Raw genomic sequence first — 15798 nt, forward strand, 5'->3', positions numbered from 1 at the left:
GCCAAGACAAAAAAGCTGAAGTCAAATGAACGAGATGAATGTGAGGATTGGGATTATCGGCTTAGGAAAAATCGGTCATCAATTTGGGATCTCATCTGCGGGCGATCCCCTCAGCCATTCCGAAGCTTACCATCGTATTTCTAACGTAACGATCTCTTTAGGGGTCGATCCCAATCCCGATGCTCGTCAGGCGTTTCAAAATCGCTTCCCAGATGCACGGGTTTTTGCCAGTCTTGCGGATGTTCCCGATCGAACTCAACTAGATGTCGTCTCTGTATGCAGTCCGACTCCACTCCACCAAGAGGGAGTCACCGCAGCCTTGAGTTGGAGAGCGCGTGTCATTCTCTGCGAAAAGCCCTTGGCACAAACGGTTGCACAAGCTTCTACGATGGTTTCTGAGTGCGCGCTCCACAACTGCACTCTGATAACTAACTATTCCCGTCGTTGGACTCCGATGCTGCGGACTTTGAAACATTTAACTCAGCCAGATAGTATCCTCGGAACCCTACAGGGAGCTTGCTTGCGTTACAACGGCGGCTTGCAGCATAATGGCACTCATTGGATTGACTTGCTCCTCACCTTATTGGGTCCGGTCGATCGAGCTTATTCCTTAGAAGCTCCTGCCATTCGTGAAAGCGATCGGGCCGAATCGATCGCCTTGGTGTGGAAGAATAGATTAACGGCTTATCTGATTTCTGTGCGCGATACGGGATACTCCATCGGAGAAGGAGAAATCTGGGGAACTGGGGGTCTGGTCAGATATTATGCGAGCGGTCAACAGGTCATCTTTCAAAAATCTCAACCCAGTGTCTGGTCTGGTTTCAAAGGTTTAAGCGAACCCGAAACGATTTGTACTGCGGGATTAGAGGGACATCTCTTGGGCGCGGTGACGGAGGCCGTGCAACTGGCACAGTTTGCTGGAGACCCCACCTGTTCTGGGGAAGATGGCGTTCGCGCACTCCAGGTTGTGGAAATGGTTAGAGGCAAAAACGTTCCAAGTCCCCCATCAAGCCTTAACATTAGTTAATTAATGACTCGCACAGAGGACTTTAATGACTCGAACAGAGGACTTGACGATCTCCATCGGCAACAAACCAGCATTACTCGGGGGTTCTAAAGTTTTTCCCGAACCCTTACCTCGGTACATCAGCACCAGCCATCGGGAGACAGAGGCGGCGCTTCGGGTATTGGAAACCGGCATCCTATCTGATTACATCGGTGCTGCAAGTCCCTATTTTATGGGTGGCGAACAAGTCCGCACCTTGGAAACTCAGTGGGCCCAATACTTCGGAGTACGGCATGCCTTGAGCGTCAACTCGGCGACGAGTGGCTTACACGCAGCAGTGGTAGCCGCTGGAGTGGGCTTGGGAGACGAGGTCATCGTGCCGTCTCAAACCATGTCCGCCACGGCAACGGCAGTGGTCATGGCGAACGGGATACCGGTCTTTGTCGATCGAGAAGAAGCAACGTGCTGTATCGATCCAGAAGCCGTCGAACGAGCGATTTCCGAGCGCACTAAAGCAATCGTTGCCGTCAACCTGTTTGGGGGACCCGCACAGGTGATTCGGTTGCGAGAGATAGCGGATAGAGCGGGTTTGATTTTGATTGAAGACAACGCTCAAGCACCCGCCGGAAAGCATCAGGGACGCTTGCTGGGGACGATCGCTCACTTAGGGGTATTCAGTCTCAACTGTCATAAAACCATTCAGTGCGGGGAAGGGGGAATCGTCGTCACCGATGACGATCGCTTAGCACGACGAGTGGCATTGGTTCGCAATCATGGTGAAAATGCGATCGAGGCTGAAGATTGGTACGAAGATGTTGATATTGTCGGCTACAACTACCGTCTCACAGAACTTCAAGCGGCGATCGCCCAAGTTCAACTCCAACGCCTTGAAGAATTGACCGCACCGCGAATTGAAATTGCGCGAGCGCTCGATCGACGTTTATCGGAGTTTCCAGCGTTACGAACCGATCGAGTTGCTCCTGGAGATCGCCACGTTTACTATACCTATCCCATTTGGATCGATCCTCAAAAAGCAGGTCTGTCGCGCGATCGATTCGTCCAAGCCTTGCAAGCGGAAGGATGTCCCATTGCTGGACGATACGTTCGTCCTCTATATCGCCTACCTTTGTTCCAGAAGCTTCAGCAAGAGGGAAAAGCGAGGATCGCTCATTCAACCCGAACCTGTCCGAGAGCAGAAATGGCTTATGGAGAAACCCTGTCTTATACAACTCTCATTCAAATGCCAGGAGGAATCGAACTCGTCGATCGATTTGTGGAAGCTGTGGCCAAAGTACTCGCTCACGCGGAGGAGTTGAGCCAAGGACAAGTTTCATGAAGGTTCTTGCGATCGCCCACGATCCCGGAGGCGCAAATGCAGTCGCTGCAACGGTGGAAACGTTACGCTCGACTCAAACAACGGTAGAAGCCTATGCAAAAGGTCCAGCGATCCGTCAGTTTCAACGCCTCGGCGTTCCTTGCACGCCAGTTTCAGGAGAACACCAAGCGCTATTTTCTCGACTCAATGGCGATGTTTTAGTGACGGGAACGTCGCAGTCCGATCGATTTGAACGAGACACAATTCTCTGGGCAAAGCAGCAAGGAATTCCCAGTATCGCCCTGATCGACTACTGGGCAAACTACCGCCAGCGTTTTCAAGCGTCCGATGTTCCAAATGCGGAACTCATTCTTCCCGATCTCATCACCGCCATTGATGAAGAGTGCGCTCGGGAAATGATGGAGGATGGGCTACCTGAGAGTCGAATTCGTGTCGTCGGACAGCCCTATTTTTCTTGGTTGATTGAAAGAAAAAAGCCTCTGAAGCAGCAAGTACAGCGACCACAGTTTCTGTTTTTTGCCTCTCAGCCGAATGCCAATGAAGTCGAAATTCTCCAAACGCTGATTGAAGTCTTAAGCGACTACAAACCCCTTAAACAATTGCTCGTTCGATTTCATCCCCGTCAAGGTCAATGCCCGGCTTCACTGAAGTTGCTCGAGCGCTCGGGACTGCCATTTGCGATCGATGAAAGTACTGATGTACTATCCACTTTACGTCAGCAGGATTGCGTTTTGGGTATTACGTCAACTATTCTAATTGAGGCCGCTTTTATGGGCATTCCAGTTGGCAGTATCGTCATCGGGGTCAATGATACGTTGGCAACGAATCAATGGAGACTGACAATACCGTTAAGTTCTTCTCGTCAAATTCGGCTATTTTTGCAAGATCTCAAGCAAAATAATGACAATCCAGGAAAAAAATTTATCGAACAACATAAATTTGCAAGAGAAAATATATATCAATTATGTAAATAGAATGTCTACGATCTAAAACAAAACTATATATTTTTTTTTATCGATCGAAAATGAATATACTCGTTTTAGCCCCTTATGCAATTAACACCCCTCATTTTGAAACGGAGCTAGAAATTATTCAAAAACATCTAGATTCTGGAGATAGAGTTACGGTTTTAGGCTGTAATGGTAATCTAGTAGCTTGTGATGTAAACTTATCACATCACATTCATCAATGCTTAAACTGTATCTCCAGACGCATTGAAGGCTTAAAATTTTTATCAAAACCAGTAGAAACCAAGTCGATATACAATCTCACTCCACAAAACAAAGAAGAATTAAAATCGCTAAAGACAGATTTCTCAAAGACCTCAGAATTAAAAAGCTTTAAGATTGAAAACTTTGATATTGGCTTTGCAACTCTCTCTTCATTAATTTCGGCAATTCGAGAGCCAGAACCCGATATCGACCAGTATCGAGACGTCATCGTTCGATTAATGCAGGCAGCTCTGATTGTATATCGATCGGTTCAAAATCACTTACTGGCTGAAAAATTCGATCGAGTTTATGTTTACAATGGTCGCTATGCCTCAATGCGTGCGGCTTTTAGAGCTTGTCAAAGTCAGGAAATTGAGTGTTTGCTACATGAAAAAAGTCGAACGCTCAATCATTATGGATTGTGGAAAAATACATTACCTCACGATATATCTTATGCCGAATCTTTAATCAAAGAATCCTGGCGTGAATCAACAGGAAGTCTTGAAGCAGAAAAAATAGCTGCGAGCTTCTTTCTAGATCGAGACAAAGGAATTTCGCATACCTGGTTTTCGTTTACTAAAGACCAACAAGACAATTTATTACCAGACAACTGGAAAAATAGCCGAATCAATATTGCAATTTTTAGTAGCTCTGAAGATGAGTTTACTTCCATTGGCGACCAGTGGGAAAATCCACTTTATGAAAGTCAATATGAAGGCTTGATAAAAATCATCGAATCTATTGGAGAGGACGATCTCATTCACCTCTATTTGAGAGTTCACCCGAATCTCAAAAATGTGAAAAATAAACAAATTAACCAAATTAATTCTCTCAAATTTAAAAACTTAACGGTGATTCCACCCGATAGTCCTGTCAGTAGTTACACGCTTCTCAAAAATGCATCGAAAGTGGTGACATTTGGATCGACGATGGGAATTGAAGCGGTGTATTGGGGCATTCCGTCTATCTTAGCCGGTCAATCGTTTTATCGAAATTTAGGCGGAACCTACAACCCAAAAACTCACGAAGAACTGGTCGAGATGCTCTATTCCGAGCTACTGCCAAAAGATAAAACAGCGGCTCTGATGTATGGATATTACTTCAGTACCTGGGGGATTCCATTTAAATATTATGAAGCATTAGGAATTTATGAGGGGAAGTTTAAAGGGGTGAAAATTCAGCCAAAGATTACGGTAGATTTAGTAGTCAATCAAGCACTCGAAGAACTTAATGTTAATCAACATCCAGAGATTGCGTTAAATTTATTCGATCGAGCGATCGCCGCTCAACCGAAGGTTCCCGGACTCCAATATGGAAAAGCCGTAGCTTTAGCTCGTCTGGAACGAACCGAAGAAGCGATTAAAACGCTACAAACGCTGTTAAGTGTTCTGCCGGCTCATCAGAAAGCACGGGGATTACTCGACGAACTTCAACCCGTCCCCGAACTTGTAATTGACGATGCCGAATTTCAGGAACTGTTACCGGTTATTCGTTCCCAAACATCCTTAAGCGATGCCAGTTTGTATTCTCTATTTTCCCGAGCTAAGCAAGTTTGCGAGCAAAATATTCCCGGTAATTTTATTGAGCTAGGAATAGACGGGGGGGCCGCAGTTTTAATGGCAGCGGTCATTAAACGCCACAGCAAACAACAGCGTTGGGTGTATGCATTTGAGGGGGAGAGTTATACAACAAACTCCGCAGGACAAGTGCGCGAAATCTGCGCGAAATTGGGGATAAACGACATCGTGAAACCCATCACGGGAAACATTCGAGAAACCGTTCCCAAGATGCAATACATTGTCGGCGTGCTGGCATTAATGCATCTAAATATCGAAGATGATTCGATCGCCAAAACGCTCCTAGATATTCTCTACCCTCACATCGCCAACGACGCTTTAATTCAAATCGATCGAGGTCGTGATTTTGGAGGAAGCCACCGGGTATTACAAGAATTAGCAGCAAAACGCCAGATACAGTTTGATTTGAAGGCGATCGATGCCATGAGTGTTTGGTTCCAGAAACCCGATCGCCATCGGGTTAACTCCATCCTCAATTTAGAACTCGTCAAAAACTTTACTGAAGACGATTCAACGAACTATGGCATTCAAAGTCAAATGTCAATTAACGAGCGCTTCCAACTCTATTATGCTTTGCGCGAGCTTTTACCTCGACTTCCGTCACCTTTTCGTTTTGTCGAAATTGGCTCGTGGGCAGGAGGCTCGCTACTTCTAATTTGTAAAGCGCTCAAGCGAATGACTCCATCCGTGCAGGGCATTTCGATCGATCCCGGTGGTTTGCCTCAGTTGTACCAAGTGCTTCAATATCTTCAAAATGATGTTCGGCATCTGCGAATGTTTTCCCATCAAGCCATACCTCACCTCAAACAATTTTTCGATCGAGATGGAAATTTGCCAACTTTTATGTTTATCGATGGCGACCATACCTATGAAGGAGTACGGCGAGATATCATCGACTATTTCCCACTTCTAGCCCCCGGCGGTCTGATGGTATTCCACGATTATTTACCACCACTCGATCTCGAAAATCAAGACTCAATTTTATTCCATCATGCAGGTAACGAGCCGGGGATTCGCCAAGCCTGTCAAGAAGTCATGGAAGCGACTTATGGCTGTGAAGTTCTGAATATTCCCTTGCTTTATCCAACCGATCCAGCTTCCACCGATGCGAGTTTACCCATTATTCCGGGTGTCTCTTCAACCTTGCGAGTCTATCGCAAACCGCTCTAGCGACTTCAAGTAGATGGAAGCCTTATGAAAACGATTCAAATCTTACATATTATTCAGCACCTGAGCCGAGGAGGAGCCGCTCGCTCGTTGATGGCGACGGCAAAGTATTCCTCAAAGCTAAGCAATATACGACATACAGTCGTTTCTCTACTGCCCGCCGAACCGGAAGCAATTGACATTGCTCAAAAATCGGGAATGACAATTTTTAATGCTCCCGAACGTTCAAGAATTCAAACAGCGATTGAAAAGTCCGATCTCGTCCAAATTCATTTTTGGAACAATCCGGAAATTTACGAACTTCTCCACTCCAATTTACCCGCAATGCGATTATTGGCTTGGTTTCACGTTGCAGGAGATTTCCCCCCGCAGATCGTGACGAAACAAGTCATCGATTTAGTTGATTTTGCCCTGGCTTCAAGCCCGTATACTCAGGATATTCCCGTTTTTCAAGGATTATCTTCTGAGGTCAAGGCGAAGAAGACCGGTATGGTCTATGACTCAACCGACTTCGATCGACTCGCCAATTTCCAGATGTCTCCTCACCCCACTTTTAATGTGGGCTATATCGGGATGGTTGACTTTGTCAAAATGCATCCTCGATACGTACCTATGAGCGCTCAGATCGACATTCCCAACGTGCGTTTTCTCGTCTGGGGGAGTGGTGGAGCGTGGAATCATCTACGCCAACAAGCCCATCAATTAGGAGTGGCAGAACGATTCGAGTTGCGTGGCTATGTTGAAGATATTCGATCGGCGATCGAAGTGTTTGATGTCTTTGGTTATCCCCTATGTGAAAATAATTACTCAACCGCTGAATTAGTCCTGCAAGAGGTGATGTATGCAGGAATCCCGCCGGTGATTTTTGCCCACGGTGGCGCGCAACGAACGGTCATTCACCAGCAAACGGGGTTAATCGTTAATAGCGAAAAAGAATACAAAGAAGCGATCGAATATCTCTACCATCATCCCGAAGAACGATCGAGATTGGGACGTAATGCCAGGGAGTATGCGCAACAACATTTTGGAGCGGAAAATGCGGCAAAACAGCTCAATATCATTTACGAAAAATTGATGCAGCAACCCAAGCGTCGGCGAATTTGGGGTGTACCGGTGGGGGAAAAGTTACTTCACCAAGCAGTGACGCTGCAAGACTTAATTGGAAATGCTCCTTCTGCGGCGGAGTTATTTGTTGAGTCTTTAGGAGATCGTGCCTCGCACTTTTCTGTGAGTTTGCACTCGCAAAATATTCAGGAACTGTTTGATGCCGATCGCCAAATCGCCATGTCTCCACCCATTATGTGTAATCCCGGTGGTGGTGGGGTTTTAAATTATCGATCGCACTATCCCAATGATGGAAATTTGAGATTGTGGTCGGGTTTAATTGCACGAGAAAAACAACAATATTCACAAGCGATTTCCGAATTTAAGGGAGCGATCGAGTTGGGATGCAACCATTGGCGCGTCTCTTGGTATTTGGCGAATGCTTACGAAAAAGTGGGTTCGATCGAGCTGGCTCAAAAATCCCTTCAAACGGTCTTACAAACTGTTCCTAATTTTACTGAAGCAAAATTGATGTTGGCTCGTTTATCTTCTCAAGTCGAACGACCCATAAAACCATCGACTTCCACTCCTTCTAAATCCTTACAAGGTTTAACGATTTTTACCACTACTAAGCCTTTTCAGGGACATCCGGGGATGATTCAGCGCAATGCCATTCAAAGCTGGACGATGCTGAACCCCAAACCCGAAGTCATACTACTGGGAAAGGAAGCGGGTGTTGCTGAAATTTCGCAAGAATTGGGATTAAACTATCTCCCCGAAGTCAATCGCAACGAGTACGGTACGCCAACCATTCAGGGATTATTTAATATCGCTCAAATTTCGGCAAAAAATTCAGTTTTAATGTATACCAATGCCGATATTATTTTCTTGAGCGATTTGATATCGGCGATCGAAAAAGTTGCAGCGCAGTTTGAAGAGTATCTCATCGTCGGACAGCGCCATAACTTCGATATTCCCGGTCCGATTAACTTTGCCAATCCTAATTGGGAAAAAGGCTTGGGAGGACTGGTTGCCCAACAAGGTAAACTCGAAGCGGATTGCGCGATCGATTACTTTATTTTTACCAAGAATTTGTGGTCTGATATTCCCCCATTTGCCGTCGGACGAGCAGCTTGGGATATTGCCATGGTGTACCGCGCTCTAGCTGCGGGAAAACCGGTGATTGATGCGACGCAAGTCATTACCGCCATTCACCAAAATCATAATTACGGACATCTTTCTGGGGGGCAAACTCAAGCCTGGAAAGGAATTGAAGCCCAGCGAAATCACGAACTGGCGGGAGGAGCATTTCCCAAAGGCATGGGTTACGGCGGCATTGGCTATATTTCCGATGCCACTTGGAAGTTAACGCCGTCAGGATTGGTGAAGAATACCCCTAGGATTACGGTGCAGACCCCTCAATCTCATCCTCAAGGGAATGCGCCGAGTATTAATAACAATAATCCAGACCACACTATCGCTCAGTGCTACGAAGCCCTCAAAACTCAACCCAACTCCGCCGAAATCTATAAAACTCTGGGTAATGCATTTCAAGCAAAGGGTCAAGCAGAGGCAGCCATTCGAGCCTATACAAAAGCCATCCAACTCAAACCCGATTTTGCCGAAGCCCATGCAAATTTAGGGAGTATCGCCTATCTTCAAAATCAGTTCGATAAAGCGATCGCTTGCTATTACAAAGCGATTCAACTAAATCCCAATTTAGCCGGTGTCTACTTAAATATGAGTGTTGTTTTGAAACAGCAAGGTCGAGAGCAGGAAGCCGGCTATTACGAAGACAAAGCGATTCAACTGCAACCGGAACTGGCAAAAATGCAAACCCCATAGCGGCGATTGCAGAGCGATCGCTCCCGTGTTACGCTCTAAAACCAGAAACCCTCGCCACTCTTGAACCCAGCAACTGCAATGACCCTATGGCAATTAAAAACACCGGTTGCGCTGCTAATATTTAACCGACCCGACACCACGGCGCAGGTTTTTGAAACAATTCGTCAAGCAAAACCTCCGAAACTGTTAGTGGTTGCTGATGGACCGAGAGCAGATAGACCCGGAGAAGCCGAAAAGTGCGCTGCAGCTAGGGCAATTATCGATCTCGTGGATTGGGATTGCCAAGTTATTAAAAATTACGCCGATACAAATTTAGGGTGTCGCCAGCGTGTTTCGAGTGGCTTGAATTGGGTTTTTGAAACCGTTGAAGAAGCAATTATTTTAGAAGATGATTGCTTGCCACACTCCACTTTTTTTCAGTTTTGTGAAGAGTTGCTAGAGCGATATCGCGATGACGATCGCATTATGGCAATTTCTGGTGATAATTTTCAATTGGGACGGCAACAAATAGAATCGAGTTACTATTTCTCATCCTATATGCACATTTGGGGGTGGGCAACTTGGCGGCGTGCTTGGAAGTTTTACGACCTCGATATGAAGCGATGGCCTCAAGTTAGAGAAACAAATGGGTTAGGCAATCGACAACAGAGCGATCGAGCCTTTCAATATTGGTCGAGAATTTTTCAAAATGCTTACGAAGGATTTAATACCTGGGATTATGCCTGGGTATTTGCCTGTTGGTATCGCAATGGCTTAATTATTTTACCGAGAGTCAATCTAGTTTCAAATATTGGCTTTCGGGAAGATGCAACTCATACCAAAGTGGTGACGCCTTTTACGAATCTAAAAGTCGAAGCGATGACGTTTCCCCTCATTCATCCGACCTCAGTTTCTCAAAATATTGCAGCGGATAGTTTTACCGAAAAAAATATGTATAGTGGAGATTCTCAACCCATTCAGTTTTCTCCGAAACAAGCCGGATATCAAAGCCAAACTTCACCACTCGAGCTTTGTAAAATTTGCGGTTCGGTTTCTCATTCTTTCGATCGCGCTCGACTGCTGCAAAAGTATGAGGTGAATTACTTTCAATGCTCGAATTGCGGTTTCGTACAAACGGAAAAACCCTATTGGCTAGAAGAGGCGTATTCGAGTGCGATCGCCAGTAGCGATGTGGGTTTGGTGATGCGGAATCAGATGTTTTCGAAAATCGTCAGTAACTTATTATTAAACCTATTCGATTCAGGCGGGAAATTTCTCGATTATGGCGGGGGATACGGTTTATTCGTGCGCTTGATGCGAGATTTGGGGTTTGATTTTTATTGGGAAGATCGATATGCCTCCAATTTGCTCGCGCGCGGATTTGAAGTTAAAGAAGCGGGAACGCACACCTTTGAACTGGTAACTGCTTTTGAGCTATTCGAGCATTTTGTCGATCCGATTTCAGAAATCGAACGATTGCTCAGTTTTTCTCGAAATATTTTATTTAGCACCGAACTTTTACCAAGTCAGAATCCTAAAATAAAACAGTGGTGGTACTATGCAACTCACGAAGGTCAGCATATTGCCCTTTATACTCCAAAATCACTATCAATTATTGCTAAAAATTTTAATTTAAATCTGTATTCAAACGGTGCTAATTTACATCTATTAACCGACAAAAATATTTCTGCTTCTCTATTTGAGCAAGTTATTCGCTACCAACCACCCGCATCACCTCGACCTTCACTGATTCAGCGCGACTATCAAGCGGCGATTGCTAAAATAAACCAAACTCGAACTTCGATAACGCCCGACATAAAATCTGAAAAAAAATATGAAGCATTAACCCAAAAACAGCAAGTTAAAGTATTATTTGATGCAGTTTTCTTTCAACTCTATCAAACCGGAATTGCTCGCTTGTGGCGATCGCTTTTAGAAGAGTGGGCAACGGAAGATTTTGCCCGACAAGTTTTCGTACTCGATCGCGGTAAAACGGCCCCGAAAATTCCCGGAATTCAATACATTGATGCCCCCAGATACGACTATAGTAATACCGAAGCCGATCGCAAAATGCTTCAGACAATTTGCGATGAAAATAAAATCGATGTTTTCGTTTCCTCGTACTACACCACGCCAGTCACAACGCCTTCGGTGTTCATGGCCTATGACATGATTCCCGAAATTGCCGGGTACGATCCCAATAATCCCATGTGGCGGGAGAAGAAATACGGTCTCGAACATGGAACATCATATATTACCATTTCTGAGAGTACGGCAAGAGATTTAACCCGCTTTTTCCCCCAGATTTCCCAAGACTCGATTACCGTTGCTCATTGTGGCGTCAATCCAATCTTTTCGCCCGCCAGTTCCCAGGAACTTGAACGGTTTAAAAGCCAGAATTCTATCTCGAAGCCCTATTTTATGCTAGTGGGGATGAGAGTAGGCTACAAAAATGCGGGTTTATTTTTCCAAGCCTTCTCAAAACTGGAAAATAAAGCAGACTTTGAAGTGGTTTGTACCGGCGGAGGAAATCAACTCGAAGAAGAGTTTAAATCCTATGTTAGCGATACAAAAGTGCATATGCTGCAACTCAGCGATGAGGATTTGAGTGCGGCATATTCAGGGGCAACGGCTTTAGCATTTCCCTCCCAATACGAAGGTTTTGGATTGCCCGTTCTCGAAGCGATGGCTTGTGGGTGTCCGGTCATTACCTGTCGGAAATCCTCGATTCCAGAAGTGGGGGGAGATGCAGTGATTTATATTGGCGAACGAGATGTGGCGGGGATGCTCAATGCCCTGGGTGAGGTTCAAAAATTAGAGATTCGCAATGCTTTAGTGTTGGCAGGACTCGATCGCGCCCAGAAATTCTCATGGTCAAATATGGCCCGTCGCGTTGAAGAAGCACTGATTAAAACCGCCTTACAATCGAATTCTCCCTCTCATCAATTTCTTGAAATTCCCGCACCACATTCCGAGCTTCTGGCAACTCAAATTCAGCAATATTTGGCGAATCCATCCCAGGCAGCCACGATTCAAGGCTTGTGTCAATCTCGCCAGCAGCTTGCTGAATATTGGCTGGGTTTGAGTGCCGAAAAACTCGAAGCCGCTTATACCGGGGCGATCGGGAAAGTTCATCGCCAACTGTGGAATAGTGGGTTTAAAAACGTCAGCTTGACGGAATCCGAGAAAAAATTAACCGCGCAGATTTCGGCAACCGTTGCCCGAGGTTTTGACGCCCCAGAAGCGATTCGGGCGCTACTCGCGGCCACCTTATATTTCTATCCCCATCAACTCGAAATCAAATACCAGCGCGCGCCGATTCCCAATTGGTTGGCCCAGGACTATTTGGTGTTTATGTTTGAGTCTCCGCGTCTCTTTAAAGAAGTGGGAGAAGTCGATGGCTACTATCACTATTTAACCCAGTGGCTGACCTATATCTCTAAAAACATCAAAAATAACCCCGATAATCCCGTTTGGAATTCTGTCACCTCTACCTATGTGAATAGCGCGAATTTAACCCCGCTCTATTTCAGCGCCAATTCCAGCCCGGAAATTACGTTAAAACAGATCGAAACCGATCGCGCCGATATTGTCGAGTGTTATTTAAAACAAAACGGATATCAACTCGACTATACTTTCGGAAATCGCCCCACCCACCGCAGTAAAATTCGCCTCGGTATCCTGTGCCAAAACTTCTATCCCAGCGCCGAAACTTTCACCGGCTTACCGATATTCGAGTATCTCGATCGAACTCGATTTGAGGTCTATTTATATTCCCTTGCCACTGTCGATGCCGCTGCGGAACAATTCGTTCGCGATCGCGCCGATAAATGCATCGATTTAGCGGGTAACGAACTCAACCGCGCCGTGCAAACCATTCGCGCTGACGATTTGGATATTCTGTTTATTGGCAGCAACATCACTGCGCGGTCTTACCCCATCACCCTACTATCCCTGCACCGATTGGCACGTATCCAAACCGTATCCCTAGCCCAACCCGTCACTACGGGAATGCGCCATATCGACTACTACATTGCCGGAACCCTCTCAATTCCGGCGGCAAATCCCCAGAGTTACTACCGCGAAAAACTCGTCACCGTCGAGGGATCGGGACTCTGCTTCCGCTTTGGATCCGAACGTCCGGCAACGCTCGATCCCGATCGGGCTAGTTGGGGGGCAACGCCGCAAACCACTGTCTTCATCTCCGGGGCTAACTGTCGCAAACTCAACCCCGAAGTCCGCCATACCTGGGCAAAAATCCTCGCCGCCACCCCCAATTCCATCCTCGTTCTCTATCCCTTCGGTCCCAACTGGGGTCGTCATCCCCAACTCGAAAAACCTTTCTACGACGGGATGCAAGCTGTTTTCGAGCGATACGGGATCGATGCCAAACGCCTCGTCCTCATCCGCACCCTTCCCAGTCCGGCCGATATTCGCAAATGCCTGGAACTCGCCGATGTCTATCTCGACTCCTACCCCTATTCCGGTGCCGCTTCCGCCCTCGATCCGTTGCGGGTGAATTTGCCCTTGGTGGTGATGGAAGGGGAGGAGTTGCGGTGTCGGCAATCGACATCGCTGTTGCGGGAGTTGCAAATCCCCGATCTGATTGCCCGGAACGAAGAGGAGTACGTGCGGTTGGCGGTTTCCCTGGGAAGTAATCCCCAACTGCGGCAACAGAAGCGGCAACAAATCCAACAGCAGATGCAACAATCACCGCCATTTTTGGATAGTCGCGCCTACGGGGAGAAGATGGGGGCATTGTTTGAAGGTCTGTTTGAAGCCATGGTGCACGGGACGGTGGAATCGGTTATCGCGTCCCCCGTTTCAAGCTATGACAGTATCAAACACGCCGTTGAGGCGATCGAAGGATTTTTAATTCCCGGACAAGAAAAGTACCTGTTCGATAAAGTGAAGTCCTTGCCCGAAGATGCAACTATTGTTGAAATCGGTTCGTTTCAGGGTCGATCGACGGTCGCGATGGCCTATGCCTGTGTGGGAACGAATCGGAAAATCTACTGTATCGATCCGTGGAATTTCAAAGGGTCTAAATCGTTTCCCGAAAACATCTTTGAAATTTGGACGGACAATATCCAGAAAAATCGCCTCGACGCCTACGTGACTCCCCTGAAAGGTTATTCTCGCGACATTTTGAGCCGTTGGTCGGAACTGGTGGGCAACCAAAAGATCGATTTTATTTTCATTGATGGCGGTCATGAATATGAGGACGTGTTGCCTGATTTTCAGCTTGCATTTTCCTTGGTTAAACCGGGCGGATGGCTCGCACTGCACGATGTGCGCGCCGGTTTTCCAGGAGTCGATCGGGTGTGGGCGGAAAATGCCCGCGTGGCTTTAACCCATCACGAGGGTTGTGCGACCATTGCCTGCGGTCAAAAACCGGAGATCGGGCCAATTCAACTATCTTCGGAAGTCTCCCCCCCAGATCTCAATCGCCTGTTGGGATGCGTCAACCTCTACGAAATCGATCCGTCTAACACTTCGATCGCCTCCGAACTCTCTCAATTACGGCGACAACTCGCGGAGTATTTCCTCAGCCTACCCACCGCCGAACTCGAAACGATTTACAAAGGAGAACTGGGTAATGTCTATCGAGTCTTCCTTAAAAGCGGGTTTCAAACCCAACCTATCCCGGAATCCGATCGCCCCTTCGTCGGGCAACTCACCCAACAGGGGGCGGGATTCGTTCATCCTCAGGCTTTAAACGCTTTCCTCGGGGCAATGCTATACTACGGGCCGGGAACGATGAAGGTGCAAAACGCGCGCACTCGCCTGCCGGAGTGGTTGATTGAAGATTACGAGGGCGTGTTTGGGGCAGATTGAGGCGTTTCGGGACGCAACCGATAACCGATCGCCCGATCGAATTTCACCGACTCAAATGCGGGATCGACCCCAAAAGTTGTTTCCGTCGAACCGAGGAAGAGATAGCCATCGGGTTTGAGGATTTGCCGCACCCTCGTCAAAATGTGGCGGCGAGTAGATTTGTCGAAATAGATTAATACGTTGCGCATCACGACCAAATCCATCGGTGGTAGGGGGGGCCAAGGGGCGAGCAAATTAATGGGGCGAAACTGTACCATCGATCGAATCGATGGATCGATCTGCCAGCCATTGCCCTGTTGGTGAAAATATCGCGTTAGCAATTCCGGGGGCAAGCGGCGATCGACTTCTGCCTGGGTATAAAATCCCCGATGGGCTTTGGTCAGCATTTCCAGGGATATATCGCTGGCGATAAATTCTAGTTCCCACGTGGCGAGTAGGGGAAAATAAGCCTGCAACACCAGGGCGAGGCTGTAGGGTTCCTGACCGCTCGAACACGCCGCACTCCAGAGGTTTAACTGGCGATCGATCCGCCCTTGTTTCAACAACTCCGGAAACACAGAGGATTTGAGCGCGTGGAAAAAATCCGCATCTCGGAAAAATGATGTCTCGGTTGGTATCATTTGCATCATTCGCCCATTTATAGCGCTGCGGGGGGAATTGGGAATGCGGAATGCGGAATTCGGAATTCGGAAAGGGATGTTGGAGAAGACGCAGTGACGCTCCGGACGCTCCGGACGCGGTGAGGGGGAACTGTAGGGGCAAAGCATTTGGGCGACATCTCATCACAGAAACGAT

At 47.1% G+C, this 15798-nt stretch carries 7 protein-coding genes; 6 read left to right on the plus strand and 1 reads right to left on the minus strand.

What is annotated here, in order from left to right; translation table 11 throughout:
• Positions 1 to 25: 25 nt before the first annotated feature.
• The 6 genes from AC2215_RS19245 to AC2215_RS19270 all read left to right on the plus strand — a co-directional run bounded on the left by AC2215_RS19245 (position 26) and on the right by AC2215_RS19270 (position 15003).
• On the plus strand, positions 26 to 1027 hold the full coding sequence (locus AC2215_RS19245) for a Gfo/Idh/MocA family oxidoreductase (protein ID WP_486811622.1): 1002 nt from the start codon (positions 26 to 28) through the stop codon (positions 1025 to 1027).
• Between the two features lie 25 nt (positions 1028 to 1052).
• Complete coding sequence (locus tag AC2215_RS19250) at positions 1053 to 2342, plus strand: DegT/DnrJ/EryC1/StrS aminotransferase family protein (protein ID WP_486811623.1); 1290 nt, start codon at positions 1053 to 1055, stop codon at positions 2340 to 2342.
• Entirely contained in the window at positions 2339 to 3316 is a 978-nt protein-coding gene (locus AC2215_RS19255) for a hypothetical protein (RefSeq protein WP_486811624.1), read from the plus strand. The genes AC2215_RS19250 and AC2215_RS19255 overlap by 4 nt, the downstream gene beginning before the upstream one ends.
• A 572-nt stretch (positions 3317 to 3888) precedes the next feature.
• On the plus strand, positions 3889 to 6300 hold the full coding sequence (locus AC2215_RS19260) for a class I SAM-dependent methyltransferase (RefSeq protein ID WP_486811660.1): 2412 nt from the start codon (positions 3889 to 3891) through the stop codon (positions 6298 to 6300).
• A 24-nt stretch (positions 6301 to 6324) separates the two neighbouring features.
• Complete coding sequence (locus AC2215_RS19265; protein ID WP_486811625.1) at positions 6325 to 9186, plus strand: tetratricopeptide repeat protein; 2862 nt, start codon at positions 6325 to 6327, stop codon at positions 9184 to 9186.
• A 78-nt stretch (positions 9187 to 9264) separates the two neighbouring features.
• Positions 9265 to 15003 carry an O-linked N-acetylglucosamine transferase family protein gene (locus AC2215_RS19270; protein WP_486811626.1) on the plus strand — a complete coding sequence of 1913 codons (5739 nt, stop codon included), beginning with the start codon at positions 9265 to 9267 and terminating at the stop codon, positions 15001 to 15003.
• Here the strand turns inward: AC2215_RS19270 and AC2215_RS19275 are convergent.
• On the minus strand, positions 14976 to 15623 hold the full coding sequence (locus AC2215_RS19275; RefSeq protein WP_486811627.1) for a CheR family methyltransferase: 648 nt from the start codon (positions 15621 to 15623) through the stop codon (positions 14976 to 14978). The two genes, AC2215_RS19270 and AC2215_RS19275, sit on opposite strands and share 28 nt — an antisense overlap.
• Positions 15624 to 15798 lie beyond the last annotated feature (175 nt).

Source organism: Zarconia sp. (assembly GCF_057467645.1).